A 25332-nucleotide genomic window follows, 5' to 3' on the forward strand; every position below is an offset into this window, starting at 1 on the left:
GCCGGCGTGAGGGTTCACGGCGGCGCTTTTGCTGTGTGAGGGCGTCCGTCACCAGGGCTGCCCCCTGAACGCGGCTAGGGTGTGCGAACTTGCGCCTGCGCTTGCACGCCGCTGCGTTGAAGGCGTTGCACGGTGCGCACGCTGACACCGCACAGATGCGCCACGTCCGCCGTCGATGCGCCGGCGTTGAGCGCCTCCACCGCGATGAAGCGGCGAATGTTTTCGATGAAGCCGGATTTGGATTGAATTTCCACATAGCCGGTCTGCCCGGCATTGTTCATCACCACCGAGGTGAACCGGGACGAGCCGGGAATATCAGCGAGGATTTTCTGGGTGCTGATGCGCTTGGACGCGTGGCGATCCAGATAGGCGAGTCCGCGCGCGACGCCGCATTGAAAAAACAACTCTACGGTGAACCAGTTCAAGTGCGGCGTCAGCGCGTCAAAATGGACCTCTATGAACTTTATCAAGGAAGGATCCTGGGTCGCACCCAATCGTGGAGCGATCAGTTTGTAAGGCGCATCAATGCCTTCAACAGAGTTCATCAGCATGTCAGCGCCTTTCAGGGGAAGGGGGTGCGAGGTCAATTCTACTCTCCTCAACGTCAAGTCTGAGCGCCTGAGCGCGGTTCCTCCTTTGTTCGGCTTCAATTTAAGCGTGAAGTCAATCTGCAACGCAAGGGACATTGTCGCCATAGCGACTCTCGCAAGGGTTGTTTTTACTCGCCGGGTGTTCAGGAGGTGAAACATGGCGAGTTCAGACGAGGTCAACGGGAAGATCACCGATGCAGTGGCGCAAACCGCCGTTGGTGTGTTGGCCGAAGCGCCATCGGTGGCGATCGGGGCGCTGTATCAGAGTCTGGCGAACGCCAACGGATTGGCGCTGACCAATTCGGTCTCCAATCAGCAAAACCTCAACCAGCTCAATCCGTCGATCGTCGCCCAGGCGATCGCCAAGATTAACGGCTCATAGAGCAGGAGGATCCGGCGATGGCGAGACAGCCCACTTCCAGAACCCCGCGCCCGCGGCTGAGCAAGGCCAAGCCCAAGCCCGCCCCGTCGGCGGCGCAGTCCGCTGAAGACACAGCTCTGGACGATGCCGTCACGGACGCCCAGGACCAGGCCGACGACGTCGTCTCCGATGAGGGGGATGCGCTGGCCAGCGCCAGCCTGCCCACCCCCACCACCGACGTTCAGAAAGCGGTGGCCTTCAATCAGGCCCAGCTGACCGCGCAGACGGGTGAAGTCCTCTCTGCCCTTGAAAACCCGGTCGCAGACCAGGCGGCGGTGATGATGCTCGAGGATGTACGCGGTTACATGCAGGGCTCCGAACAATTGCTGCTGGCGGCTTCCGGTCAGGCCCTGGCGCTCCTGGTGGATCCGCTGACCCAGTCTGAAGGTCAGACGGCGCTGGAGCAGATCGCTATCTGGCAAGCCAACATCACCACCTTCGCCGACGCTGTCACCACAACCGCCAGCACCATCAAGGGAGACTTCGGATCATGACCCGTGTCACTTCAAAATCTGATCCGTCAGACAGCTATGCGGCGCGGATGAAGCCGGTCTTTACACCCGGAATCCCGCCCATCGAGGCACTGGAACCGCAAGTCTATCTGGACGCCCAGACCGAAAGCTATGACGCCGCCGGTACGCCGCGCCTGCATCTTGGGACGTCCGGGGCGCCCGGCGCTGAACCCAGTAACCCTCTGGTGCGCGTCATGCTGAACGGCAGCGCGCTGACGCCGACAATCCGTCGGGTCTTCATTCCCAGCAAGTCGGGCTGCACCAGCTTTCTGGTCGAATGGGCTGATGGCGAGCCGGGTCTGGTGGTGCTGGCGCTTGAAGCGCTGAACCCCAACGAGATCGCGGTGCAGGTCAGCTATTTGCCGATGACCGATATTTCCGAGATTTCCCAGGGCGATCATGATGGTCTGTTGCAGATCACCGTGCCGACCAGCTGTGTCGCCCAGACCATCGTCAGCATCCAGAAAAACGGCGCCGGGGATCTCAAATATCGAACCGAGAACACCATGATCGCTTTTGATGAACTGTCTTCAGATGAGGCGGCCAATCTCAAACGCTTCATGGATATGGAGCTCGCCGCTGAAGTGGCGTCGGTTTGCGGCGCTTTCGGGTTCGAGCTGACTGAAGTCAGCCTGACCAGCCGGCAAGACGCACTGGGGCTTGGAATCACTTCGGGCGCCAAGACGTGGACCATCGGCCTGTTGCAAGCCGGTGGGCTGGTCGCAACCGGGCTCGGGTTCTTCTGTGGTCCGATCGCAGCCGGCGTCGGCGGCGCCTTGCGCGGCGTGGCGGGGCTGACCGGGCTCCTGGTGACGCCGGAGGATGATGACCTTCAAGATGTGCCGGGTCGTGGCTCGCCGATGGTGGTGGGACGCCGTTATCTGGCCCATCCGGATCCTGAAGACCCCAACACCCGCTATTTCACCGTGCGCTGAATCCCTAGCCCGGGGAGGGGCGATCATGAACCAGGCCATGAAAGACCAGGTCCGCGCGATCGTAATGGCGGAGATCGAGCCCTTGAGCGCGGTCCTCAACAAGATCTGGGCGGATATTCAGACGATGAAAGCGGACAGCGGCGAGGTCATTCCCGATCCGCCCATCCCGGACCCCTCTGTTCCGGACCCGTCCATACCCGAGACCTCGATACCGCAAACGCCGATTGATGTTCCGCCCATTCCGGGGCTCGGGCCGGCGGCGACCATGACCGAGGCGCAGGCGCAAGCGTCTGACGAAGCGGCCATGCGTCAGCGTCTCGAGCAGGCGGCGAAGGTTCGCCAGAAGGAACAGGCCGCTTCCATCGCCCGCCGCACCAGCCTGATCGAAGCCCGGATCGCCCAGAAACTTGCGGGCCTTCCACTCTAAAGGAGACCATTATGAGCGAAGACAAGCAGATCACCCTGACCATCGACGAGCTCGGTGTTGTCAGCAATGAAAGCATTGCCACGAACGCCAGCGCCAGCTCCCTCGCGAAGTTGTTTGAAGGCAATGTCCAGAACCAGCTTCTGAACAACCAGACCGCCGCCGCCACCACGGCGACCTGCGTCGCCTACATCCTGACGCTGGGGCGCAGTGCGGACACGATCTGGAACCCCAATACCGGCCCCTCCGTCAACGTCCAGCAGGACTAACCCAGTTTCTGAGGGCGCACGCGCCGCAGAAAGCCTCGCAGATCCCGCTCACAGGGATCGGGTCTGCTCTTTACCCCCACACAACAATGAGGACTTGAAATGTCTACCCAAGCCAACGAACAAGTGAATTCCCAGGTCACCGATGCGGTGACGCAGTCAAACGTCAAAGTGGTCGGTGAAGCGCCGGCCATGGCGATGGGCAATGTCTATCAGGCGATGGCGCACTCGCATGGTCTGATGTTCGAGAACGCGGTGAACGCTCAGTCGCACGCCTTCACCAACGCCCAGGCCGCCTCCACCCAGGGCGTGATGCAGATCTATTCCGTGGACACCATCTCCGACGCCATCGCCGTCGCGCGGATGATCTCGGCCAATTTCTCGTCGACCTAAACGCGATGAAGCCGACGAGATCGCTCTCGCCGGCTCCATTCAACTCGGACCTAGACCCGCTCCGGATCCCCCCGGGCGGGTCTTTTTTCTGTGCAGTCCTTATAACCGGTCAGTGCGCATTTGCCCAGAGCGCATGAACGCAAACCCTTGCCAAAAACGACGGGCGTCGTCAGTGTGGCGTCAGTTCCAAGGGGTGTCCCGCGCATGGGTTGTGCGGGGCTGAGACGTCACCCTCAGGACCGGATCCGGGTCATGCCGGCGGCGGGATGGAGCAGCGCGATGACGCTCGACGAGTATAATGATGTCTGTGCCTCTCTTCCCCACGCGGCCCATGTGGTCCAGTGGGGCGGCGCCCATGTCTGGAAAGTGGGCGGGCTGGAGACGGGAAAGGTCTTCGCCATTGGCGGCTGGCCGGACTCAGGCAGCGAAGAGCCCGCGCTCGCTGTCACCTTCAAATGCTCTGACATTGTCTACGAAGTGCTGCGCGACGCCGAGGGCTGTCGCCCCGCGCCCTATCTCGCCAGTCGCGGGATGACCTGGATCCAGCGCACGTCTGACGCCGCCGTCTCTGACGCAGACCTCACCGAACATTTGCGCGCCTCGCATGCCCTTGCCGCGCAAGGGCTGACGAAGAAGCGCCAACGGGAGCTGGGGCTGGATGCGCTTTAAGAAAGCTTCATCCCTTGAAGAGGCCTTGGCGTCGGATGAACGCATGCTTTGGGTTGACCGATCCAGTTCTGCTCGTCCGCGCTATGTTCCGATCAGCTGGATTGAAATGATCCATGTTGAATTTCAATTCCTCACAGTGAGTTTGGTGGGCGTTCTTTCAGGGGTGCTGATCATGTTCTTTGCTGACGACTTTCTCCTGCAATTCATAGGATTCTGCTTGCTGGTTGTCAGCGGGATTGGATCGAGTCTTTTACTCCGTTGGGTCATCCACAAGAAGCGACGCGGCGAACCTGTACTGATCGACTATATGCTCACCCAGTATCGCTTAGTGGCGTTACAGCCGAAATCCAAAGTTTACGAAGACGTCGAGCTTGAACGCATTGTCTCGCTGATACGTGACGGGCGCTTGCTCATTCTGCGCGCCATCAACCCGAAAGATGAGTTCCATTTCTTCGACCTCGCGGATGCAGAAGCCGCTGAGGCGATCATCGCCAAAACCCTAGGACCCCTCTCATGAACAAGCCCACCAACCAGGCCGAATTTCCGACCCCGACCGTGACCACCGGCCCGCTGGCCGGATCACAGCGCGTCTATTCTTCGCCCAAGGCGGCGCCGCATCTGAAGGTGCCCCATCGCGAGATCGAGCTTCATCCCACCGCGATGGAGCCGCCGGTGCGCGTCTATGACTGTTCTGGTCCCTATACCGATCCCAATCAGTCCATTGACGTGGAAAGGGGCCTGCCCCGCACCCGCATCGATTGGGTGAAAGCGCGAGGCGGCGTGGAGGAGTATGACGGCCGCGAGCTGAGCCCGCTCGATAATGGCGGCGCGACGGGCAAGTATCTGGCGCGCGAGTTTCCGGTGCGTCACCGCCCGCTGCGCGCAGTGGGGTCCGCGCCCGTCACCCAGTATGAATTTGCGAAAGCCGGGATCATCACCGACGAGATGATCTACGCCGCCGAGCGCGAGAATCTCGGCCGCGCCCAGGCGCTGCATGACGCGAAAATCCGCCATGCGGACGGGGAGAGCTTTGGCGCTTCGGTGCCCGAATTTGTGACGCCGGAATTTGTCCGCGACGAGATCGCCCGCGGCCGCGCCATCATCCCCGCCAATATCAACCATGGCGAGCTTGAGCCCATGGTGATCGGGCGGAACTTCCTGGTGAAGATCAACGCCAATATCGGCAATTCCGCCGTCGCCTCGTCCGTCGAGGAAGAGGTGGACAAGATGGTCTGGGCCATCCGCTGGGGCGGGGACACGGTGATGGATCTCTCCACCGGCAAGAACATCCACAACACCCGCGAATGGATATTGCGCAACTCGCCCGTGCCCATCGGCACCGTGCCGATCTATCAGGCGCTCGAGAAAGTCGGCGGCGTGGCTGAGGACCTGACCTTTGACATCTTCGCCGACACGCTGATCGAGCAGGCCGAGCAGGGGGTGGACTATTTCACCATCCACGCCGGCGTGCGCCTCGCCTATGTGCCGATGACGGCGGACCGGGTGACGGGCATCGTGTCGCGCGGCGGCTCGATCATGGCGAAATGGTGCCTGGCGCACCACAAGGAGAGCTTCCTCTATGAGCGCTTTGACGAGATTTGCGACATCATGCGCGCCTATGATGTCTCCTTCTCCATGGGGGATGGTCTGCGCCCCGGCTCCATCGCCGACGCCAATGACCGCGCCCAGTTCGCCGAGCTCGAAACCCTGGGCGAGCTGACGCAGATCGCGTGGAAAAAGGGCTGTCAGGTCATGATCGAAGGGCCGGGCCATGTGCCCATGCACAAGATCAAGGCCAATATGGACAAGCAGCTCGAAACCTGTGGCGAGGCGCCGTTTTACACGCTCGGCCCGCTCACCACCGACATTGCGCCGGGCTATGACCACATCACGTCGGGCATCGGCGCGGCGATGATCGGCTGGTTCGGCTGCGCCATGCTGTGCTATGTCACGCCGAAAGAGCATCTGGGCCTGCCTGACCGCGACGACGTGAAAGTGGGCGTGATCACCTACAAGATCGCCGCCCATGCCGCCGACCTCGCCAAGGGCCATCCGGCGGCCAAGCTGCGCGATGACGCGCTGTCACGCGCAAGATTTGAGTTCCGCTGGGAAGACCAGTTCAACCTGTCGCTCGACCCCGACACCGCCCGTGATTTCCACGATCAGACCTTGCCGAAAGAAGCTCACAAGGTCGCCCATTTCTGCTCCATGTGCGGGCCGAAATTCTGCTCGATGAAGATCACCCAGGAAATCCGCGACGAATTCGGCTCCGCCCGCTCGCCCAACACCTCCCTCGCCATGGACGAGGTCGACCAGGCGATGGCCGAGAAAGCCGAGGAGTTCAAGGCGAAGGGGTCGCAGATTTACCTCAACGACAAAGGCGAGACACGCGAGCCGATTGATTAAGGCGGATGGCGCTTGCTGGAAATGGGAAAGGCCGGGCAGATGCCCGGCCTTTTGTATTATCTCTTCCCCGGCGAAGGCCGGGGCCCAGAGCCGTTAGACGTCAGCGCTTGATGATCTCTGGGTCCCCGCCTGCGCGGGGAAAGAGCGGGTGGGGCGTGGGAAAGAGCGGAGCGAGTGAAACAGGATGTGGCCAAGCTTAAGTTCCCTTATAACGCGAGCATGTGTGCGCACCTTGTCCAGCCCTGTGTTTACATGCTCGCCAGTGGTCGCAACGGCACGCTCTACTGCGGCTCCACGGGCGATCTCATCAAACGGGTCTGGGAGCATCGGCAGGGCGTGGGGTCCCATTTCACCGCCAAAAATGCCGTTCATACGCTCGTCTGGTTTGAGCCTCACGATGTGATGGCAAGCGCCATTCAGCGTGAGTATCGCATCAAGCACTGGAAACGCGCCTGGAAGCTGCGCCTGATCGAGGAAAGCAATCCGACTTGGGCGGATTTGTATGAGGGGCTGGTTTGAAAAGAAAACTCCCTTCCCTCCTCTTTCCCCGCGAAGGCGGGGATCCAGAGAAGACAAGCGCAGGCGTTCCAAGGCTCTGGATCCCGGCTGGAGTTTGCCCTCACCTTGACTGGGGCCTGTAAAGAGAGCGTGGGCACGGGTAAGGGTCACGCTCCCCCCCCTTATCCCCACCCCATTCCCCACGCGTTACGCTGCGCGCACTTCCCTGAGGGCGGGGCGTGTCCGGAGGCGTCTTGACAGGTTCGGGGAGGGGGCATGCCTCGAGCGGCGGGTTCGCACCCTGTCGCAAAAGAGCGGACAGGCGCGCTGACGGCGGCGCGTGTGGGGTCCGGTCAGGTATGAAGCAGCCTGTGACGGTCTGTACGGACGGGATCCGATCGGATGTGTTCTGGATGACATGACTCGCCAGGGCAGGATCTCAGAGACCAAGCGTCAGGGGTGAAGCTTGCAGAGGGATCAACCGGGGCGCCATCCGCCCCGGCCCTTCATATCGGATCGGCGTAATCGGGCGCGTCACTGCGCCTGGCCCCGCCCCGGATAACATGCTCGCGCGCGGGATTCGTCGGACCTCGCTGTGCCTTGCTGCTTGCCGGCCTCGCCGGCCGGAGACGACAGTCCCGCGCGCTCCCGTCCCCCTGCCGGACCCTTCCGTGCGGGGTAAATGTGCGGCGTATCAAACGCGGAGTCTCAACCGCCGACGCCAGTCCCTTCAGCCCGCATGATCAAAGAGATGGTGCGTCATTCACGCCCCTCTCATCCCCCTCGCGCAGGCTCATCGAAACGGGGGGAGGGGCAGCGATGAAGTCCTTTGGGTTCAGGCGGTCTGTCCGCGCCGCCGCGCATTGAACGCACGCAGTAGAATCTGGTGGATGGCATCGCCTGACAGGTCTTTGAGGCATAGGGCGTCAGGCTAATTTGGGCAGCCTGTCCAGATGCGCTTGTAGACACCTTCAAAGACAAGGAAACGATACGGTCTCACACATTCTTAAAGACTGCCATGTCTTGATATGCAGCGTTGCTCAGACAGTTTGATCAGGGGTTTAAACATGAAATTGCTAATTATCGCATCTGTAGCGGTTAGCGTTATGGGCGTTGACGGAATGCAAATTGAGAGTCCGCAAGGCTATAGCGTGACAATAACAGATCCTGAACCGGGCTCTGTACCAGTGGAATGTGATCTGAGTATTGAGGTTAATAGTGATACAGGCAGCGGCAGCATCATGTTGGATTGTAGTCACGGTCAAGGGTTCGGAGTCGGTCGTAATGTGGGGCTGGTGTCCAAGAATTCGTCGGGTGCTTATGAAGTGTCCCTTCAAGACGATTACTATTCTATTTGTGAATCCTGGCCGGATGTTGATGTGGGCGAGAGCATTGAGAATCCTTGCTGGTTGCCTACGAACGGGGCTCACGTCAGCGCTACGCGCACGCGCTAGGGCTTCGGGTTATGCGTTGGCGAGAGGTGTTTCTGAGTGCTGCGTTACTCGGAGCGGCGACAGGGTCTGGCGTTCACGCCCAGTCTGTGGACCTTTATCCGCAGGACATTGACGCCCACACCGTCATCGACGCCGCGCTGGCGCAAGCGCGCGATGAGGACAAGCAGGCCCTGATCCTGTTTGGCGCGAACTGGTGCCATGACAGCCGGGGGCTGGCCGCCAAGCTCGAAGACGATGCGCAGCTGTCGAGCCTGATCGCAGATCATTACGTTCTGGTGCGCGTGGATGTGGGCCAGCGTCATCGCAATCAGGACCAGCTTCAGCGCTTTGGCGTCAGCGAGAGTTTCGGGACGCCCACCCTGGTGATCAGCGATGGGGCGGGGGCGCTCCAGAACGGCTTGACCGCCCATGACTGGCGCACTGCGGACAGCGCCGCCCTGTCGGACGTGGCGATGTATCTCAGCCGGTATGCCGGCACGGACGCCGATGGTGAGACCTCTGTCTCCGGCGCAGACCTGAGCGCGGTCGCAGAAGCCTGGCCGCCATACGGACGCGCTCTGGCGGAGATCGAGGGCCGCCTGGCGTCAGGGGAGATGAGCGAGGCCGAGGCGGCGCGCGCTCGCATCTATGCCCGCGGCATGGCGCGTTCCATCGCGCGTCTGGGCCTGGGGCGCGTGGCCGAGGCGCAAGCGGTCGAGATCGCCGACAGGGCTGACCTTCAAGCGCTCGGACTTGCGCCCGCCGCTGATCTGACGGCAGCGGTGATCGAGCAGGTGTCAGAGATTGATTTTGATCTGCTGGCGCGGCTGGTCTCACAGGATGCCGAGACCGCCGAGGCGCGGGCTCAGGACGAGGCTCCGTCTCAGCGGGCCGAATAGATCGAACAGCCTCGGACAACCTCGGACAACAGGGGAGAGGCCCTGCCTCGCCAGGTCGCGGCGCCAGCCAGCGCATTGGGGTTTGTGCGGGCGTTCACATACTCCTTCCCCAACGCAAACCTGACGAAAAAGACATCTTCCAGATAGGCGCTTTTGCTGTCTCGCCGGGCTCGAATACGTCAAGCTCAGCGGATCTGACCGGGAGCTATAAGATGTCCATGCTACTCGCCGCCGCCCTGATGATCGTCCAGCCTGCGCCGGATGCGGGTGAGCCCCCCTCCTTGCTGGAGACGGTCACCGCGCTGGATGCAGACGTGTTTGAGGCGTTCAATTCCTGCGATGGCGAGGGGTTCGGCGCTTTTATCGCCGAAGAGATCGAGTTTTATCATGATGTGGACGGCCTGATCCTGGATCGCGCCGCGCTGATTGAAGCCGTGAACTCCTCGATCTGCGGCAATTTCCAGCGTCAGCTGACGCCCGGCTCCATCGAAGTCTGGCCGGTGCCGGGGTATGGCGCGATCCAGACGGGCTGGCACGCCTTCATCAATTATGGCGCGGACGCGCCGCACGGGCAGGGGCAGTTCCTGCATGTCTGGCGTCAGGATGCGGACGGTTGGAAGCTCACCCGGATCGTCAGCTATGACCATGGCGCATTTGATGGCGCCGGCCGCGTTCGCGATTAAAGCGCGCAATCGCGCAACGCTCATCTGATCTTAAAGACCTGTCGTCTAGTCTGTGCCCAGCAAGTCTGCATGGGGGAAGACGGCATGCCTTTGAGATTGAGAACGATCTGTGGTGCAGCCATAGGCCTGACGCTGACAGCAGCGGTCACAAGCGGGAACGCGCTCGCCCGGCAGGATGAGAGCGCATCGCCGCTCAACCAGATCTATCAGGTCGAGTTCGGAAACACTGCGCCGGTCTTCGGGGGGACCATCTTGTTTTCCTTCGGTGACGGTCTGATCGACAGCTATACCGAAAGTGGCATTGGCGGCGCGGATCAACCCGGCGGGACCGGGACCTGGTATGCCGATGGGGGCCGGATCTCCATTTTGGGCGATGACGCCGATCCAGGCTCTGAGGACGATGAATTGCCGCCGCCGCCCGCCTTGCAGCTCCTCGCGGAGGGGCAGCGCCAGGTCCAATGCGAGTCCTGGCCAGACCTTGAAGTCGGGGCCAGCGCGCAACCCACGGACCTGTGCTGGATCACCAACCCCAACGTACTTTCGGTCACGCGGACGCAATAGCGCCCGGGTCTCTCCCACTTTCGTTCGGCAGGAACAGGAAACACTCATGAAACAGATGATCATCGCCAGCGTAGCGCTGGGCCTTCTGGCGCCCTGCGCCTTCGCCAATGACGGCCCGGCGGGTCAGGTGTTCCAGGCCGTCGCGACCCGCAACACCGATTTCGCGCGGGTCGGCGACACCGCCACCATCCGCTTTGAGGAGGGAGGGTCGGTCACGGTCTCTGGCATTCAGAACGCCATGGGCAGTGATCCCTGGACGACAGAATGGAGTGAATCCAATAACGGCCGCTTTTATGTGGACGCCGATATTTTCTGGATGGATCCGTGGGGAGAGCGGCCCGAATGCCGCAGCTGGCCTGATTACCCGATCGGTGAGGACATCACCTCGGTCGGCGGCGACTGGGAAGCCACAGGCGTATGCTGGCTCGGGCCTGATGGCGGCGATCTCGCCTGGCGGATCACCCGGATCGAATAAGGGCGACAACGCCCCGTCTCTGCGTGCGGCTTCGCGCAGATAAGCGTGATCTTAACTCTGGCCGTGTCAGCCTTGCGCCTCATTGAGCGAGGCGGGGGCGAGCATGAGTGCGTGGATCATCGGACTGTTGTTGAGCGGGGTCTTGGCCAATCCGGGCGATGCTGCGGTTACTCCGGCGGGTCAAAGCTATGACCTGGGTGAGTTTGGCTCTGTGTTCTTCGGTGAAGGTCCCAATGCGGGCGACGCCGTGCTTCGGCAGGACCTTCTGTTTTGCACGGCAGAGGTGCGGTTGGAGTGGCGTGTTGACGGTGATCAGCTCGAACTGACGCTTAGCAGGAATGCATGCGCTGAAGAGGACGCCAGGCTCAATAACGCCTTTTCTGACGACTGCCCGGACGGTTGGCCGGATCTGCAAGTGGGTGACAGCCAGACTGTGTGCTGGTTCACGCCTGGTCCCGTAACGCGTACGCAATAGCAGGCTTGCACATGGTTTCAGTATTCCAATCGGGTCTTGCCGGCCTGGCGATGGTCGTCTCGACCTCTTCGGCTTTCGCCGACATTCCGCCCGCCTACCGCAATCTGCTGGCTGAAGCGGACCGGCGCGGTATTGACGAGGCGATGTTTGTGGAAACCGCAGACATGGTAGCGGTTCTGGTTCCGGGCGGACGGGCGGCCGTACATGCTGATGTGATCGCGCATTTGCCTGACCGAGCCGGCGCGCTTAGCGACTGGCCCTTGCCGGAACCCGAGCCCCAACCTGCTCCAGCAGCAACCCCAGAGACTGACGCGGAACCTGAACACGCGCATCGCTCCCTGGGCGGCGCGCCGGTGGCGCTCTCGGGCGCGCCTGAAGGATCTGGCGGGTGGCTGGCGGCGCCGATCCGGGCTTTGCATGGCGAGCTCTGGTCCGGCCATGTTCGCGCGGGTGTTCAGGTGGAGAACGGCAATTCCGAACTCGTGGACTTCTCTTTAGCTGTCGAGCTCGATCGTCAACTGCCCTATGGCTGGCGCGTAGACAATCAGTTTGAATATTTCCTGACCGAGAATGGCGATCGGACCAGCCGCGACAACTGGCTGGCGGAAAGCCGCATCTCGCGCGCGCTGGATTCAGGATATGGCTATTATGCGGGCGGTTCGTATGAGCGCGATCTGGTTGGCGCTTATGAGCAGTCCGCCTTTGCGACAGGGGGCGCGGTCTGGCATGCCATTGACGGCGACCGCTTGGGCCTGGAACTGCGCGCTGGCGTTGGTCACCGTTGGCGCGAGCGCGCCGGCGATGGGGAGACGCTGGGCGATTGGGTGGCCGAAGCTGCGTCTGACCTGACGTTTCAGTTCAGCGACACCAGCCGTTTTGAATCCAAGACCACGGTCTATGGCGGGGGCGGCTCCAAGATCGATCAGCGTTTCACCCTGACCAATCGCCTGTTTGGTCATTGGGCGGTGCAGACCGGGCTTCATATTGAACACGAGTTTGAAACTGAACCTGGATTTGAGCCGACTGATACGCGTCTTGATGTTTCGCTGTTGTATGGCTTTTAGGCCCCGATACGGGACAGCTTCCTGATCCGAACGTTTGCCCGTACACTTCGTGCCAGACGCGAAGATCGGGGAACGCCATGACACATTTGCTTTCAATTTTGCTTGCGGGCGCCACGCTCATGGGCGCATCGGCGCTCGCTCAAACAGCGGGCGGCCAGTCAGGCTATGACGAGAGCCTGGAGGCCATATCCCCGAGCGATGAAGCCGTCAGCATTGGTCTGGCGGGTGAAGACCCTGCCGATATTGCGCGCTATCTACTGGCCGCAAACGGCGCGGCGGGGGGCGCGCAGCTGTCTCCGGATGGCTCGAAAGCCGCGTTTCGCTGGTCGATCACCGGCGAGCCCCAGCTCTGGATCATGGATGCGGAAGGCGGCCAGCCCACGCGGCTGACCTATGGCAATGGCATCACCTTTTTTCGCTGGTCACCGGACGGCGAGAGCCTGATCTATGGCGCCGACAATGATGGAAATGAGCAAGAAGCCTATTACCGCATTTCCGCAGACGGTTTGAACGAGCGCCAGGTCTTTCCCGCCGAAGCAGGCGCTTTCCGGGTGTTCGGTGATTTCGGCGCTGACGGAGAAACCATCGTCTTCGCCTCGACCGTGCGCAACGCTCTCGATTTCGACATCTATGTCGCCAATCTCGAGAGCGGCGACCGGCGGATGGTCTATGAAGGGTCGTTTGCGAACTATCCCGGCGCCCTGTCTCCGGATGGCCGCTATGTGACAGTGAGTCAGTCGCGCGGCGAGGATTCAGATGATCTCGCCCTGCTCAATCTGACCAATGGCGAATTCACGCCGATTTCCACGCCCGAACGCCGCGCCGCGCACGGCTCGATCGCCTGGCAGGACGATGCCTCAAGCTTCTATCTCGTCTCCAATCGCGAGCGCGAATACAGCGCCTTGATGAAGTTTGACGTCTGGACCAACACGTTCAGCGTCATCGAGACGGCGGAGCACGATATTGAAAGCGTGGATTTATGCGGCCCAGACGACCGCTATCTGGTCTGGAGCGTGAATGAGGGCGGGTATTCCCGTCTGCACGTCAGAGATCTGGCGAGCGGTGAAACGCTTGAAATCCCGGCGCTGGCTGAGGGCGTATACGGCGTCAGCTGCACCGATCAATCCAGCCGCATCCTGATCAATGTCAACGGCTGGCGCACGCCGGGCGGCTTCCAGCTCTGGGACATGCAGAGTGGCGAGGTCTTTGACACCTTTACAGCGTCCATGGCGGGGCTGGATGCGGACCGTCTGGTGCGCCCGGAAGATGTGCGCATCACCGCGCGCGACGGGGTGGAGTTGCAAGGACTTTTGTATCTGCCCGACGACAGTTCGCGCGTAGACGATCAGCTGCCGCCGGTCGTCTTCTTTGTGCATGGCGGCCCGACTGCGCAATCACGCCCGACTTTTGACGCCGTGGTTCAGTACCATGTGGATCGCGGCATGGCGGTTTTTGAGCCCAATGTGCGCGGATCCACCGGTTTTGGGCACACCTATGTGACGCTGGATGATCGCGAAAACCGTCTGGAATCCATCGCCGACCTGGTGGATATGCTCAACTGGCTGGCTGAGGATGGTCGTGTGGACGCCGAGCGCGCTGCGGTCGTGGGCGGCTCCTATGGCGGCTATGCGGTCAATGCGGTCTTGGCGAACTTCCCCGGACATTTCAGCGCGGGCGCGTCGCTGTACGGTGTCGCGGACTGGGTGACTGCGCTCGAGATCGCCTCTCCTGCGCTCAAGGCGTCAGACCGGATCGAGTATGGCGACATCACTGAACAGCGCTGGCGTGATTACTACACAGAGAACTCGCCGATCCGTCAGGCGGACCAGATCAATGTGCCGGTCCTGTATTCCCACGGCGTCATGGATCCGCGCATCGACATTTATGAGACCGAAGTGATGGTGCGCACCCTGCGCGAGAACGGTGTGCGGGCAGATTACATCCGCATCCCGGACGAGGGTCATGGCTGGCGCAAACTGTCCAACCAGCTGTTCTATTACCGTCGCCAGGCCGAGTTCCTCGAAGAGGTGCTGGGTCTGGACTCCCGTGAGTAAACCGTCAGGATAAAAGCCCACATGATGCGCATGCGTACGATCGTGGCGGCGATGGCCGCCGCGATGCTGGCGGGTTGTAGCGCGGGTGCAGATGCGCCCGCAGTCCAGCCCGATCTCTGCCTCGAATTTGACGCCTCGAACGCCGGGATGCTCGGTCTTTCGATCCGCTTTCAGGGAGCGGCGTCAGGCGTGAGCGTGCTCGATCTCGATACCGATTTCGGCTTCACCTATCCTGAAGCGGACTGGTTTTCCGGATTTGAGGCGGTGTGCCAGCAGCCGTGCGAGGCGGTTTTTGATCCGCAAACGCTTTCGGTCAGGATCACGCATGTCCCGTCCGACAGTGTGTCCTTGAGCTATCAGTTGCACCAGGGCGCCGGGGCCCTGTCGGACGTAGACAACTATGAGCCGATTGTCAGCGCGGAAGGTGTTGTTTTTTACACCGGCATTTCGGTCTTCATGCCCACCCATATTGTGCATGAAGAGGCGACCAGCCTCACCCTCTCCACGCGCTGGACCGGGGTGAATGCGCAGGGCTGGCAAGCCTTTTCTCCCTTTGGTCCGGGCGAAGACGAGCGCTCTGGACCCCTGACCCAGATGCGTTTGCGCGAAAGCCTGTTCGCAGCAGGGCCGGGCGGTGTGATTCATACGCTGGAGGACGGGGCGCAACTGGGCGCGCTGCCCATGCCGGGAACCTCGCAGGAACCGGCCGCACTGCTGGATCTGATCGAACCGGCGCTGATTGAAACACGGGCCATGTTTGAGGGGGCGGCCGAAGCGGGGGACTGGTATTTCATCGCCTATGGCGCCGCAGGCGAGGTGGTCGAGAATGGTTTTGCGCTCGGCGGCACTGCGATCACCAACGCCTTTGCGCTTTATTTCAGTCCGGGTCTGTCGCTGGGGCCGGATGGCGCCTGGCTTCACCCCAGCCTGCAGGACATTGTCGCGCACGAGTATTTCCATAACTGGAACGGCGTCTTGTTCTATCTCGCGGACGGCGATGACGCCCACAGCACGCGCTGGTTCGTGGAAGGCTTCACCAATTATTATGCGCGGGAGATGGCCTGGCGCTCGGAGCTCTATGACGACGCCAAATATGTTGAAACGCTCAACACCGCGATCACCGCCTACCAGGATGCCGAGCATCGCGATTTGACCCATGACGAGATGGCGGAACTCTGGGCCGTCAATGATGAACGCGCCGCGATGAGCTATACCCGTGGAGAGTTGATCGCCTTGATGCTCAACGAAGCGCTGAGAAGCCGGTCGGATGGCGCGCTGGGTCTTGACGACCTGATGCGGGATCTGGCGCGGGAAGCGCGCACAGAGGGAGTGGAGCGTCCGGATGTCTCCCGGTTTTATGCGTGGATTGCAGACCATGCCGATCCATCCCTGGCCGATGAGATCCGCGCCTATGCGGAGCAGGGCCGACCTCTGGAGCTTCCGGCGAGGGTTCAGGCGCCCGCGCTGATCTGGGATCAGGCGAGCGGCCAATATCGACGAGACGAGGCGCGCTGAGTGTCGAGAAACGGTCGCTTGCCCTGACGCAAAGCCGGGCGCATAGATGCGCCATGACTTCTGACGCGCCCTCCGCTGCAAAACCGCCCCCCCGCGCCGCCGCCACCGTCTTCATCACGGGCACGGTCGCCATTGATGCGCTGGGGTTCGCCCTCATCATCCCGGTTTTGCCGACGCTCCTGATGGAGTTGACGGGCGGCGGCGTGGGGGCGGCGGCGCTCTGGGGCGGGCTCGCGACCTTTGTTTTCGCACTGATGCAGTTCGTCTTCTCGCCCATCATCGGCGGCTTGTCGGACCGGTTCGGGCGGCGCCCGGTGCTGCTGTTGTCGCTCACCGCTTTGATGTTCGACTTCCTGCTGATGGGATTGGCGCACGCCCTTGTGGTGTTCTTCATCGCGCGTTTGCTGTCAGGTGTGTTCGCAGCCACCCATTCCACCGCCAACGCCTATATCGCGGACATCTCCACGCCAGAGCAGCGCGCGCGCCGGTTCGGTCTTCTGGGCGCGGCCATGGGGGCGGGTTTCGTGCTCGGCCCGGCGCTTGGGGGGCTGCTGGGCGAGTTGAGCCCGCGCGCGCCGTTTTTCGCCGCCGCTGCTCTGGCGGGCGTCAATGCGCTTTATGGCTGGTTCGTGGTGCCTGAATCGCTCAAGCCCGAACATCGGCGGCCTTTTTCCTGGAAACGGTCCAACCCTGTCGCAACCCTCATGCGGCTGCGTCGCGCCGAAGGCCTGGGCGTGCTGGTCTGGGTGTATTTCCTCGCCCAGCTGGCCGGCTTTGTGTATCCGGCGGTCTGGGCCTATGTGGGCATCGCCAAGTTTGGCTGGACAGAAGGCCAGATCGGCGTCTCCCTGGCGGTTTACGGCGTACTCTTTGTGATCTGCCAGGCGGTGGTGACGCCGCTTCTGATGCCGCGGATCGGCGAACGTCGGGTGATCTGGATCGCCTTTGCGCTGGAAGCGGTGGCGCTGATCGGTCTCGCCACGGCGCCCACGCCGCTCGTGCTCTATCTGTGGATCCTGCCGTCCCTGTTCACCGGTATGGAAGGCCCTGCGCTCCAGAAAGTGATGACGGAGCGCGTGCCGCCGGACGCCCAAGGCGAGCTTCAGGGCGGCTTGTCGGGCCTCGGGTCGATCGTCTTGATCCTCAGCCCGCTGATCTACACCCAGCTCTTCTTCGCCTTTGAAGAGGGCGTGGGCGGCGTGGTGTTCCCCGGTGCGCCGTTCGTGATGGCGGCGGTGTTCAACGTTATCGCGCTGGCCCTGTTCGTCATGCGCAAGCGCCAGACGGGCGGCTAGAGCCCCACCCGTTTGCGCAGGCTTTCGGGCGTCTCGCCGGCCTCCCGCAAGGCCCGCAGGGTGAGCGATTGATCGCGCTTGGCGAAGCGCTTGCCGTGCTCATCGAGCATCAAAGGGTGGTGGCGATAAACCGGGACCGGCCAGCCCATCAGCGCCTGCAGCAAACGATGCAGATGGGTGGCGAAATAGAGGTCCACCCCCCGGATCACATAGCTCACGCCCTGTAGTGCATCGTCATGAGTGCATGCGAGATGATAGCTCGTCCCCACATCCTTGCGGCTCAAAATCACATCGCCCAGCGTTTCAGGGCGGGCGCGGATCTCGCCGGTCTCGCCGTCCGGGCCTGCGCCAGTCTCGGTGAATGTCAGACGGTCAAACTCCGCGCCCAGATGATCGCGGCAAGCGGTGAGGGAGAGCCGCCAGGCAAAGGCGTCGCCCGCCTCCAGACGCTCAGCTTCTTCCTGCGCGCTCATCGGCTGTGACGGGCCGGGATAGATCACGCCTTCAGGGCCTTCGCCGGGATGATGCGGGGCGCGCGCAATGTCCTCGGCGATTTCCCGCCGCGTCTTGAAGCAGCGATAGACAAGGCCTTGAGAGTGAAGCTGCTCAAGAACGGTGTGATATGCGGCGAAATGCTCGCTCTGCCGACGCACGGGCTCGGGCCAGGTACAGCCCAGCCAGCGAAGGTCTTCCAGGATCGCCGCCTCGTAGTTGGGCTTGCAGCGCGTCGTGTCGATATCCTCGATCCGCAACAGACACGTCCCGCCGGCCTCTCGCGCAGCCTCGAACACCGTCAGCGCTGAAAAGGCGTGGCCCAGATGCAGGAAGCCGGTGGGCGAGGGGGCGAAACGGGTCAGAAAAGCGCTCATGCGCGTTTGATATCACTGCGCTGATGTGAGTGCGAGACTTGGGGTTTTCCTGCCCGGTCAGCGCTCTATGATCGCGCAGCACACATCAGAGGGACGCATTCCATGATCTTGATCGACGGTCCGCGCATTGCGCCCAAATCCGGGCAGGCGAAGAAGCTGGTCATCCTGTTTCATGGCTATGGCTCCAATGGCGCCGACCTCGCGGGGCTCGCCCAGCATTGGGCGCCGCATTTTCCGGATGTGGCCTGGGCGTCGCCCGACGCGCCCGAACCCGTGCCCGGCGCGCCCGGCGGGTATCAATGGTTTCCGATTTCGCGTCTTGACCCGGCGCTGATGGAGCAGGGGGTGCGCTCGGCGCACGCCACGGCGGAACAGTTTGTCCGCTCCGAGCTGAACCGCTGGGAGGTGACGGCGGAAAACCTCGTTCTGATCGGGTTTTCACAAGGCACAATGATGGCGCTGCACACCGCGCTTCGGCGCGAGGTCGCCCCTGCTGGGGTGATTGGGTATTCGGGCGCCTTGCCGGGCCCTGAGCGGCTGAAATCTGAAATGACCGCCAAGCCGCCGATCATGCTGATCCATGGCGACAGTGATGATGTCTTGCCGGTGGGTATGACGCTGATGGCGGCCCAGGGGCTTGCCGAAGCGGGGCACGGGGCCCAGTTTCATATCTCCAGAGGCATTCCCCACTCCATCGGCCCGGACGGGCTGGAGCTGGGGCGGCATTTCATGGAGGCGGCGTTTTCAGGGCGCCTGCGCGGTCAGGCGTGATTGTCAAACAAGCGTCGAGCCAGCGTCATGGCGCTGTTACATGAACAGGGTTAGTCTCAGCCGTCGCAAGGATCGGGTCGCTGATTCGCTGTAAGGAGCGGCCCCAAGGCTTAGAGGGAGGCGCGTCTTCAAGATAGCGCTTGCATATCAAAGGGGTCAGACCCTGAATCTGCGTCGCCCGGCGCGTTTTTGCGGGGGCGGTCATGCGAGTCTTTAAGACGGCGCCTACCGATCTTCGTTGCCTTGTCCTGAATGCGGATTTCCAGCCGCTATCCTATTATCCTCTGTCCACCTGGCCCTGGCAGGACGCCATCAAGGCGGCGTTCCTCGAGCGTGTGGACATCGTGTCTGAATACGCCACGGAAATCCGCAGCCCGTCGCGATCGATCCGGGCGCCGTCGGTGGTGGCGTTGCGCGATTATGTCAGCCAGAACCGCCCGCCCGCCTTCACCCGATTCAATGTCTTTCTGCGTGACGGGTTCCGCTGTCAGTATTGCGGCGCGGACGATATCGACCAACTGACCTTTGATCATGTGACGCCGCGCGCCTATGGCGGCCGCACCACCTGGGAGAACATTGTCGCCGCCTGTGCGCCGTGTAATCTCAAAAAAGGCGGTCGTACGCCGCGTGAAGCCAAGATGCCGCTCTTGAAGGATGTGGACAGACCCAGCCAGCACCAATTACAGGCTCAGGGGCGGCGTTTCCCGCCCAAATACCTGCACGAAAGCTGGCTCGATTATCTCTACTGGGATGTGGAGCTTGAGGCCTAGCGTCCTGCGCTCTTGCCAACGGACCCGGAACAGGTTTCATCCCCATCCATGACCCGCACCCCCACCATCGCCATCGCCTATGATTTTGACGGCACGCTGAGTCCCGGCTCCATGCAGGAGCATTCCTTCATCCCCGAAATCGGTGAGCAGATCGGCGCGTTCTGGTCGCGCGTGAACGGCGAGGCGGCGCGGCTGGGCGCGGACAATATCCTGATTTACATGCACGAGATGGTGAAAGCCGCCCAGCGTGAAGATGTGCGGTTCCGGCGTGAAGACATTGAACGTCACGGCGCGTCCGTCGGCTTTTTTCCGGGCGTGGCCGAAGGCTGGTTTGAGCGTTTGCGGGCCTATGGCGCCGAGCGCGAGGTAAGGATCGAGCATTACATTATCTCGTCCGGGCTCAAAGAGATGATCGCCGCCAGCGCGGTCGGCGATCAGTTTGACGCCATTTTCGCCAGCGAGTTCAAATATAATGCGGATGACGTGCCGGTCTGGGCGGCTTCGGCGGTGAATTACACCAACAAGACCCAGTTCCTGTTCCGCATCAACAAGGGCGCGCTGGATCTGTCAGACCATACCGAAGTGAACGCCTATGTGCCTGAGGATGATCGGCCCGTCCCCTTCCGCAATATGATCTATATCGGCGATGGCGATACCGATGTGCCCTGCATGCGGACGGTGAAGGAGCAAGGCGGCGTGTCCATCGCCGTGCATCCTGCCGGCGACGTCAAAAGTGCTGAAAAGACCGCCAAACTCAAAACCGATCGCCGCGTGCATTTCACAACGGATGCGGATTACGCAGACGGCTCCAAACTCGATGCGTATGTGAAAGCCGCCATCGACAAGATGGTCGCCGTGGAGCGGCTCAAGGCGCTGGAGCGCTAGACCCGCTTGCACACCGCGATCGCGGCGTGGCAGCCGGCGGTGATCAGCGCAGAGAGCACCGGATAGCCGGCCGCGTCCTTGGCGCCTTCCTCAACGGCGAGCTCCTTGTGCGCGATCTCTTCATCGCGGAACTGGGCGAACTGATCCGCCAGCTCATCCTGCCCGGCGAGGCGCAGTTCCTGCACCTGTTCATCATAATGCCCTTCAATCACCGCCTCGACCGCTTCGGTGCAGGCGTGGGCGGCTTTCTCGCCCAGCAGCGCCGTCCCGGCCCCAAGCGCATATCCTGCCAGATTGGCCAAAGGAGCCAGCAGGGTCGGGCGCGCCTTGCCGCTCAGGATATGATCATCAAAAGCCTGCAGATGGTGCTGCTCGTCCGCTTCCATATGAACCAGCTGGCTAGCGATGCGGGCCTTGTCGGGCCGGCCTTTGAACACCGCGCGCTGGCCTTGATAGATCGCCACCGCGCCATATTCCCCCGCATGATCCACACGCACCATGGATTCAATGCGGGAGGCGTCGGTCTTGCGACCGGGGCGCCGGATGGTTTTGCGGGTTTGCGGACGAGACATCATACGCTCCGATACGGTTTGCGGAACACCACCAGGATCGAGATCAGCATCACGATAGCGCTGATCAACACATTATAGCCCGCCATGGACACGCCCAGCAGGGTCCAGGCCGGCTCGTCGCACAGCACGACATTGGTCGGCGTGTTCAGCGAGTTCAATAGCGCATCCACACTCAGCGAGGTCGTATCACCGGCTTGGCATGACAACGGCCAGAAGCCGTACTCGCCCCCCGCATGATAGCCCGCCACCCAGGCGCTGAACCCGGCCAGCACCGCGATGAGCGCGCTGGCTGCGCGGGCGAACAGAGCATTGGCGGGTTTGAGGACGTGAAGGGCGGCGAATGTGATCAGCCCAGCCATCAGAAGATAGGCGTGCGCCCAGCGTTGTTCGATGCACAGCGGACACGGGGGATACCGGCCGATGACTTCAAAACCGAACGCTCCGGCCAACAGGGCGGCGGACACCAGCGCGCCGATGAGCGGCCATTGATCGGGGCGAGTCCATCTGTCGGCGAGAGTTTGAAACGCTGTCATGAATGCAAACCTAGAATGCGAGGAGGGGCTGGGCGAGCGATTGACTGAGCGACAGGGAGACGCAGCATCAGCCCCCGGCGCCGAACATCCCAAGTATGAAGGTTTTCAGCATATCAAGAAACGCCGCTCCAAAGAATGTGAAGCCGATGACGAGAAGGCTGACCCACAGCAGGCCCAGCACCAGTCCAGCCAGCACCAGCAGCCCGTCACGGGTGATCAGGCCGATCGAGGCGATGGCGATGGCGATGCCTGGCGTCGTGTTGGTGGCGGGAAGGGGGATGAGAATGGAGGCGCAGAACAGCACGAAGACGCCGCCTACGAAGCGCTCCGCCATAGGCCCTGACAGAGCGCTCAGACGGGGGCGGGCCAGCGCTTCCAGCCACCCGAACCATTTGCGTGACCAGCCGGCGATGCGAACCAGCCCGGGTTTGTCCAGCTGGCGATCGCGGAAGCTTTTCGGCATCCAGGGATGTGCGCGTCCGCTGGCCATTTGCAAGGCGATGGCCATCATGGGCAGGGCGACAATCTGCGGGACGCCATAAAGAAAGGGCATGCAGACCGGTATGGCGAGCGCAAACAGCAAGGCGCCAAAAACCCGTTCGCCGAGCGCGTCGCTAAACGCCCCCAAAGTCAGCCCCTCATCGGGCGCGTCGTGCGCGATGCGCGCGAGCGCCGCAGTCAGGCTGAGGGGCTGCGATTGGCCGGTGTCTTGCGAGCCGGTTTCATCCTGCTGGAATTGCACCATGACGTATAACCCTTGGGGAGGAGAAGCGTGCCTGTCTTAGTCGGCGCAGCGCTAATCGTCCATCCAGCTCAGCGGCGGATCGCGCCGAAACTGGCGACGCCCATGGAACTGAAAACCAGGGTCGACCAAGCGTAAAATTCAAGGCATATACAGCGCTTGCGTCGACATGCGTGCGGGCGTGGCGGAATTGGTAGACGCAGGGGATTCAAAATCCCCCGGGCGCAAGCCCTTGTCGGTTCGAGTCCGACCGCCCGTACCACTCTCCCTCAGGACAGTCCTGGAACGACCTGAGTGGAAGCAATGTCGATTTCACACCTTTCCACAGTAAAAAATGAAATGTTTGCGAGGGTTTAAGTGCCCTGACAGATGATTTTTCAGGTCTTGGCCAAAGTCTTGAAAATGTTTCTGGTAATTCAATTCGACATATTAATTCAACAGCTTGACGTTAGGTGTGGATAATCTTGGGGCTGGCCTATATTCCCCTAATAGGCGATACTGCGCGTAATACCTGACAGGCGTTGTGAAAACTCCTGTTAATCCTGCCGCTTATCAATTGACCAAGAGTCTGTACAAAAGGGCTTGAGGCCATTTCACTTTTCAGGACGTGGACCATTGAACGCCAGTAAGCAGCCCTTGGTGATCATCGCCGCCGCGAGCGCCGACGAAGCGTCCGCGAAGAGCTTGCGACAGGCCCTGCTCGACAGGGGTGTGCGCGTCGTCATGTCTGCAGAGGTCGGTGTCGCCGAGAAAAAGGCGCGCCTGATCGTGCTGTGCTCGCCCGCATCGTTGAAGTGCCAGCCGCTCAATAATTTTCTGGAAGATTTTGTCTGGTCCAACGGCATGCACCACGTTCATGTGGTGGGCCTCGAAAGCGAGCGGCCTGTGCTGCCCATGGCGCTCCGGGCGGAGCGACGCAGCAATGGCGCGTTCTGGACCTTGCCGCGCCCGCCGGTCATTGGCGCGCTCTATAATGATACGATGAGCCTTGAGCATCTAGCTGACGAGATCGCGCATGAATGCAGTACGGATCCGTCTGCGACGCTGGTGTCCAGCGCGGTCAGTTCGGTCGTGCGCCGACCGCTCGCGACCGGGCTTGCGGCGGCCTGCGCAGTGATGCTGGGCGTCAGTGTCTGGCAAGCCGACCAGATCAGCGCCCACCAAGAGGAGGCGGAGGCCGCCAAGGCGTTCTCAAGCCGCCTTCTCACGGACATCACGCAACACTTGCCCAATACCGCGCGGCGCGAGACCTTGATCCGGCTGGCGGACGATCTGACCGAGACCTATCTGACGGCGTCCGCAGCAGGCCTGTCCGATGATGAACTGGGGCGTCGCGCACGTCTGTTTAATCTGATCGGCGAGGCGCGTGACGTGCATGGCGATCCAGCGGGCGCCCGTGAAGCGTTCACAGCCGCCTATGGGCTGACCCAAGCGCTTCTGGACCGGTCGCCCGCCAATATGCAACGCGTTTACGACCATGCGCAGTCCGCATACTGGGTCGGCAATCAGGCCTATCGCAGCGGCGATCTGATGACTGCCGAGCGCTATTTCGACATATACGCACAGATGGCGGACCTGTTGATGGAGCGCGAGCCGGACAATCTCAGTTACCAGGCTGAACGGGGGTATGCGGCGTTAAACCTGGGGGTCATCGAACTGGAGAGCGGCAACGCTCCATCGGCTGCGGACCTGTTTTCACAGGCGGCCGAGCGGTTTGGAGACGGGCTGGTTCAAGAGGGCGTGGTGCAGGTGGCCGACCTTGGCAACGCCCTGGGCTGGCTTGCTGACGCCCGGCGTGAAATGGGCGACGTCGCCCAGGCGCGTAGCAGCCGTGAGCATCAACTGGCGCTGTATGAAGAACAGCTTGCCCAATCGCCAGGCGATTCCCGCACGCTGTACAGGATCGCCCATACGCAAGCAGAAATCGCAAGCCTTGCAACGGATATGGGCGAGGACGAGGAAGGCGCGCAGTTGCTGGATCAGGCTCTGGACAGGGCCAGCACGCTTTATGCTGGGTCGCCTGACAATGACCGATACGCGCGATTTTATGTGGGATTGATTTTCCATCGAGCGCAACTCGCCTTGATGCGCGATGATCTGATACGGGCGCAATTGCTGATCGGAGAGGCGCGTCGCCTGGCGGCGCGGACAAACGAAAACGGTGAAAATGACGGCCGGTATCTCAGCCGTTCGGCTTCTTTGACCCTGTCGGCGACGCTCGCACTGCAAGCGCAATCATATGAGTCAGCCGTGCTCGACGCGACCCAGGCCGTCAGCACCGGCGAGCAGTCTGTGGCGGCTGGTTTTGAAACGGCGCGTCCTTATCTGGCGCAAGCCTATTTTGTGCGCGCTGAAGCTCTGAACGCGTTGGGTCAGTTGGACGAGGCGAACACGATGTATCGTTCCGCCTTGAATCAATTGGGTCTGATGAGTGCCCCGCGCCCAATGTATTCAGATGAACTTGAAGCCCGCATCGCCTGGAGTCTGGGTGATGTCAGCCGGGCGCTCGCTGTAAGACAGTCTTTAGAGGAGCGTGGCTACGCTCGACGCTCGTTCTTGGCGTTCTGGTCCGAAATTGATCAGGCGAACACCGTCGAGGCTGAGTTTTCTCAAGGGGGCTGA

The 25332-nt window shown here is 61.7% G+C and carries 29 protein-coding genes, 1 tRNA gene and 1 riboswitch; of the genes, 25 read left to right on the plus strand and 5 right to left on the minus strand.

The features are described from left to right. Positions 1–74: 74 nt before the first annotated feature. Entirely contained in the window at positions 75–587 is a 513-nt protein-coding gene (locus tag ACP154_RS07660; protein WP_421860247.1) for a hypothetical protein, read from the minus strand. A 160-nt stretch (positions 588–747) separates the two neighbouring features. On the opposite strand from ACP154_RS07660, the gene ACP154_RS07665 reads away from it, so the two are divergent. From ACP154_RS07665 to ACP154_RS07760, 20 genes are all read left to right on the plus strand, one after another. Further along, the gene (locus ACP154_RS07665; protein WP_022700372.1) at positions 748–972 is read left to right on the plus strand and encodes a RebB family R body protein; all 225 of its coding nucleotides are present in this window, start codon (positions 748–750) and stop codon (positions 970–972) included. Between the two features lie 17 nt (positions 973–989). Next, positions 990–1505 (plus strand): hypothetical protein, encoded by a 516-nt coding sequence (locus ACP154_RS07670; RefSeq protein ID WP_421860245.1) that lies wholly within the window; start codon positions 990–992, stop codon positions 1503–1505. Then, on the plus strand, positions 1502–2458 hold the full coding sequence (locus ACP154_RS07675) for a hypothetical protein (protein ID WP_421860242.1): 957 nt from the start codon (positions 1502–1504) through the stop codon (positions 2456–2458). Before ACP154_RS07670 ends, ACP154_RS07675 begins: the two co-directional genes overlap by 4 nt. 25 nt (positions 2459–2483) lie before the next feature. After that, positions 2484–2885 carry a hypothetical protein gene (locus tag ACP154_RS07680; protein WP_421860239.1) on the plus strand — a complete coding sequence of 134 codons (402 nt, stop codon included), beginning with the start codon at positions 2484–2486 and terminating at the stop codon, positions 2883–2885. Positions 2886–2896: 11 nt separating this feature from the next. After that, positions 2897–3151 carry a hypothetical protein gene (locus ACP154_RS07685; protein WP_107712425.1) on the plus strand — a complete coding sequence of 85 codons (255 nt, stop codon included), beginning with the start codon at positions 2897–2899 and terminating at the stop codon, positions 3149–3151. Positions 3152–3250: 99 nt separating this feature from the next. After that, entirely contained in the window at positions 3251–3541 is a 291-nt protein-coding gene (locus tag ACP154_RS07690) for a RebB family R body protein (protein ID WP_107712426.1), read from the plus strand. 179 nt (positions 3542–3720) lie between these two features. Further along, positions 3721–3825, plus strand: a riboswitch (TPP riboswitch). Further along, on the plus strand, positions 3821–4210 hold the full coding sequence (locus ACP154_RS07695) for an MmcQ/YjbR family DNA-binding protein (protein WP_421860236.1): 390 nt from the start codon (positions 3821–3823) through the stop codon (positions 4208–4210). Its footprint overlaps the riboswitch before it by 5 nt. Further along, a complete protein-coding gene (locus ACP154_RS07700) occupies positions 4200–4727 on the plus strand; it encodes a hypothetical protein (RefSeq protein WP_421860233.1) in 528 nt (175 codons plus the stop codon). The genes ACP154_RS07695 and ACP154_RS07700 overlap by 11 nt, the downstream gene beginning before the upstream one ends. Then, on the plus strand, positions 4724–6616 hold the full coding sequence (thiC, locus tag ACP154_RS07705) for a phosphomethylpyrimidine synthase ThiC (RefSeq protein ID WP_421860231.1): 1893 nt from the start codon (positions 4724–4726) through the stop codon (positions 6614–6616). The genes ACP154_RS07700 and thiC overlap by 4 nt, the downstream gene beginning before the upstream one ends. Positions 6617–6790: 174 nt before the next feature. Beyond that, the gene (locus ACP154_RS07710; RefSeq protein ID WP_421860228.1) at positions 6791–7135 is read left to right on the plus strand and encodes a GIY-YIG nuclease family protein; all 345 of its coding nucleotides are present in this window, start codon (positions 6791–6793) and stop codon (positions 7133–7135) included. A gap of 1046 nt (positions 7136–8181) precedes the next feature. Continuing rightward, a complete protein-coding gene (locus ACP154_RS07715) occupies positions 8182–8568 on the plus strand; it encodes a hypothetical protein (protein ID WP_146160062.1) in 387 nt (128 codons plus the stop codon). A gap of 11 nt (positions 8569–8579) precedes the next feature. Then, complete coding sequence (locus ACP154_RS07720) at positions 8580–9446, plus strand: thioredoxin family protein (protein ID WP_421860225.1); 867 nt, start codon at positions 8580–8582, stop codon at positions 9444–9446. A 212-nt stretch (positions 9447–9658) separates the two neighbouring features. After that, positions 9659–10129 carry a nuclear transport factor 2 family protein gene (locus tag ACP154_RS07725; RefSeq protein WP_421860222.1) on the plus strand — a complete coding sequence of 157 codons (471 nt, stop codon included), beginning with the start codon at positions 9659–9661 and terminating at the stop codon, positions 10127–10129. Between the two features lie 84 nt (positions 10130–10213). Then, on the plus strand, positions 10214–10690 hold the full coding sequence (locus ACP154_RS07730) for a hypothetical protein (RefSeq protein ID WP_421860219.1): 477 nt from the start codon (positions 10214–10216) through the stop codon (positions 10688–10690). 46 nt (positions 10691–10736) lie between these two features. Beyond that, on the plus strand, positions 10737–11165 hold the full coding sequence (locus tag ACP154_RS07735) for a hypothetical protein (RefSeq protein WP_421860216.1): 429 nt from the start codon (positions 10737–10739) through the stop codon (positions 11163–11165). A 103-nt stretch (positions 11166–11268) separates the two neighbouring features. Next, on the plus strand, positions 11269–11640 hold the full coding sequence (locus ACP154_RS07740) for a hypothetical protein (protein ID WP_421860214.1): 372 nt from the start codon (positions 11269–11271) through the stop codon (positions 11638–11640). 11 nt (positions 11641–11651) lie between these two features. Then, positions 11652–12704 (plus strand): DUF481 domain-containing protein, encoded by a 1053-nt coding sequence (locus ACP154_RS07745; protein ID WP_421860211.1) that lies wholly within the window; start codon positions 11652–11654, stop codon positions 12702–12704. A 77-nt stretch (positions 12705–12781) separates the two neighbouring features. Next, positions 12782–14758, plus strand: coding sequence for a prolyl oligopeptidase family serine peptidase (locus tag ACP154_RS07750; RefSeq protein ID WP_421860208.1), 1977 nt, complete (start codon positions 12782–12784; stop codon positions 14756–14758). Between the two features lie 21 nt (positions 14759–14779). Further along, a complete protein-coding gene (locus tag ACP154_RS07755) occupies positions 14780–16273 on the plus strand; it encodes a hypothetical protein (protein ID WP_421860205.1) in 1494 nt (497 codons plus the stop codon). A gap of 53 nt (positions 16274–16326) precedes the next feature. Then, positions 16327–17568, plus strand: a complete 1242-nt coding sequence (locus ACP154_RS07760) for an MFS transporter (protein WP_133724816.1) — start codon at positions 16327–16329, stop codon at positions 17566–17568. On the opposite strand, the gene gluQRS is transcribed toward ACP154_RS07760, so the two are convergent. After that, positions 17565–18437, minus strand: a complete 873-nt coding sequence (gene gluQRS / locus ACP154_RS07765) for a tRNA glutamyl-Q(34) synthetase GluQRS (protein ID WP_421860202.1) — start codon at positions 18435–18437, stop codon at positions 17565–17567. The genes ACP154_RS07760 and gluQRS overlap by 4 nt on opposite strands. A 102-nt stretch (positions 18438–18539) precedes the next feature. On the opposite strand from gluQRS, the gene ACP154_RS07770 reads away from it, so the two are divergent. The 3 genes from ACP154_RS07770 to ACP154_RS07780 all read left to right on the plus strand — a co-directional run bounded on the left by ACP154_RS07770 (position 18540) and on the right by ACP154_RS07780 (position 20863). Then, entirely contained in the window at positions 18540–19208 is a 669-nt protein-coding gene (locus ACP154_RS07770) for an alpha/beta hydrolase (protein WP_421860199.1), read from the plus strand. 203 nt (positions 19209–19411) lie between these two features. Beyond that, positions 19412–19978: an HNH endonuclease gene (locus ACP154_RS07775; RefSeq protein WP_421860196.1), complete on the plus strand. Its 567-nt coding sequence runs from the start codon at positions 19412–19414 to the stop codon at positions 19976–19978. A 48-nt stretch (positions 19979–20026) separates the two neighbouring features. After that, on the plus strand, positions 20027–20863 hold the full coding sequence (locus tag ACP154_RS07780) for an HAD family hydrolase (protein ID WP_421860193.1): 837 nt from the start codon (positions 20027–20029) through the stop codon (positions 20861–20863). On the opposite strand, the gene ACP154_RS07785 is transcribed toward ACP154_RS07780, so the two are convergent. From ACP154_RS07785 to ACP154_RS07795, 3 genes are all read right to left on the minus strand, one after another. Beyond that, positions 20860–21435, minus strand: a complete 576-nt coding sequence (locus tag ACP154_RS07785; protein ID WP_421860190.1) for a demethoxyubiquinone hydroxylase family protein — start codon at positions 21433–21435, stop codon at positions 20860–20862. The two genes, ACP154_RS07780 and ACP154_RS07785, sit on opposite strands and share 4 nt — an antisense overlap. After that, a complete protein-coding gene (locus ACP154_RS07790; RefSeq protein ID WP_421860187.1) occupies positions 21435–21968 on the minus strand; it encodes a disulfide bond formation protein B in 534 nt (177 codons plus the stop codon). The genes ACP154_RS07785 and ACP154_RS07790 overlap by 1 nt, the downstream gene beginning before the upstream one ends. Before the next feature lie 67 nt (positions 21969–22035). Next, on the minus strand, positions 22036–22713 hold the full coding sequence (locus ACP154_RS07795) for an exopolysaccharide biosynthesis protein (RefSeq protein WP_421860185.1): 678 nt from the start codon (positions 22711–22713) through the stop codon (positions 22036–22038). 172 nt (positions 22714–22885) lie between these two features. On the opposite strand from ACP154_RS07795, the gene ACP154_RS07800 reads away from it, so the two are divergent. Then, positions 22886–22972: transfer RNA gene (locus ACP154_RS07800), tRNA-Leu, on the plus strand. A 353-nt stretch (positions 22973–23325) separates the two neighbouring features. Then, the gene (locus tag ACP154_RS07805; protein ID WP_421860182.1) at positions 23326–25332 is read left to right on the plus strand and encodes a hypothetical protein; all 2007 of its coding nucleotides are present in this window, start codon (positions 23326–23328) and stop codon (positions 25330–25332) included.

The sequence above is a fragment of the Oceanicaulis sp. genome (assembly GCF_965249665.1).
GTDB lineage: Bacteria > Pseudomonadota > Alphaproteobacteria > Caulobacterales > Maricaulaceae > Oceanicaulis.

Bases quoted from the DNA above. Each gene is read 5' to 3' on its own strand.
- ACP154_RS07730 (WP_421860219.1), top strand. From the start codon at position 10,214: ATGCCTTTGAGATTGAGAACGATCTGTGGTGCAGCCATAGGCCTGACG.
- ACP154_RS07780 (WP_421860193.1), top strand. From the start codon at position 20,027: ATGACCCGCACCCCCACCATCGCCATCGCCTATGATTTTGACGGCACG.
- ACP154_RS07755 (WP_421860205.1), top strand. From the start codon at position 14,780: ATGATGCGCATGCGTACGATCGTGGCGGCGATGGCCGCCGCGATGCTG.
- ACP154_RS07700 (WP_421860233.1), top strand. From the start codon at position 4,200: ATGCGCTTTAAGAAAGCTTCATCCCTTGAAGAGGCCTTGGCGTCGGAT.
- ACP154_RS07720 (WP_421860225.1), top strand. From the start codon at position 8,580: ATGCGTTGGCGAGAGGTGTTTCTGAGTGCTGCGTTACTCGGAGCGGCG.
- ACP154_RS07795 (WP_421860185.1), bottom strand. From the start codon at position 22,713: ATGGTGCAATTCCAGCAGGATGAAACCGGCTCGCAAGACACCGGCCAA.
- ACP154_RS07715 (WP_146160062.1), top strand. From the start codon at position 8,182: ATGAAATTGCTAATTATCGCATCTGTAGCGGTTAGCGTTATGGGCGTT.
- ACP154_RS07735 (WP_421860216.1), top strand. From the start codon at position 10,737: ATGAAACAGATGATCATCGCCAGCGTAGCGCTGGGCCTTCTGGCGCCC.
- gluQRS (WP_421860202.1), bottom strand. From the start codon at position 18,437: ATGAGCGCTTTTCTGACCCGTTTCGCCCCCTCGCCCACCGGCTTCCTG.
- ACP154_RS07750 (WP_421860208.1), top strand. From the start codon at position 12,782: ATGACACATTTGCTTTCAATTTTGCTTGCGGGCGCCACGCTCATGGGC.
- ACP154_RS07675 (WP_421860242.1), top strand. From the start codon at position 1,502: ATGACCCGTGTCACTTCAAAATCTGATCCGTCAGACAGCTATGCGGCG.
- ACP154_RS07690 (WP_107712426.1), top strand. From the start codon at position 3,251: ATGTCTACCCAAGCCAACGAACAAGTGAATTCCCAGGTCACCGATGCG.
- ACP154_RS07685 (WP_107712425.1), top strand. From the start codon at position 2,897: ATGAGCGAAGACAAGCAGATCACCCTGACCATCGACGAGCTCGGTGTT.
- ACP154_RS07665 (WP_022700372.1), top strand. From the start codon at position 748: ATGGCGAGTTCAGACGAGGTCAACGGGAAGATCACCGATGCAGTGGCG.
- ACP154_RS07740 (WP_421860214.1), top strand. From the start codon at position 11,269: ATGAGTGCGTGGATCATCGGACTGTTGTTGAGCGGGGTCTTGGCCAAT.
- ACP154_RS07745 (WP_421860211.1), top strand. From the start codon at position 11,652: ATGGTTTCAGTATTCCAATCGGGTCTTGCCGGCCTGGCGATGGTCGTC.
- thiC (WP_421860231.1), top strand. From the start codon at position 4,724: ATGAACAAGCCCACCAACCAGGCCGAATTTCCGACCCCGACCGTGACC.
- ACP154_RS07785 (WP_421860190.1), bottom strand. From the start codon at position 21,435: ATGTCTCGTCCGCAAACCCGCAAAACCATCCGGCGCCCCGGTCGCAAG.
- ACP154_RS07670 (WP_421860245.1), top strand. From the start codon at position 990: ATGGCGAGACAGCCCACTTCCAGAACCCCGCGCCCGCGGCTGAGCAAG.
- ACP154_RS07760 (WP_133724816.1), top strand. From the start codon at position 16,327: ATGACTTCTGACGCGCCCTCCGCTGCAAAACCGCCCCCCCGCGCCGCC.
- ACP154_RS07680 (WP_421860239.1), top strand. From the start codon at position 2,484: ATGAACCAGGCCATGAAAGACCAGGTCCGCGCGATCGTAATGGCGGAG.
- ACP154_RS07790 (WP_421860187.1), bottom strand. From the start codon at position 21,968: ATGACAGCGTTTCAAACTCTCGCCGACAGATGGACTCGCCCCGATCAA.
- ACP154_RS07770 (WP_421860199.1), top strand. From the start codon at position 18,540: ATGATCTTGATCGACGGTCCGCGCATTGCGCCCAAATCCGGGCAGGCG.
- ACP154_RS07725 (WP_421860222.1), top strand. From the start codon at position 9,659: ATGTCCATGCTACTCGCCGCCGCCCTGATGATCGTCCAGCCTGCGCCG.
- ACP154_RS07695 (WP_421860236.1), top strand. From the start codon at position 3,821: ATGACGCTCGACGAGTATAATGATGTCTGTGCCTCTCTTCCCCACGCG.
- ACP154_RS07775 (WP_421860196.1), top strand. From the start codon at position 19,412: ATGCGAGTCTTTAAGACGGCGCCTACCGATCTTCGTTGCCTTGTCCTG.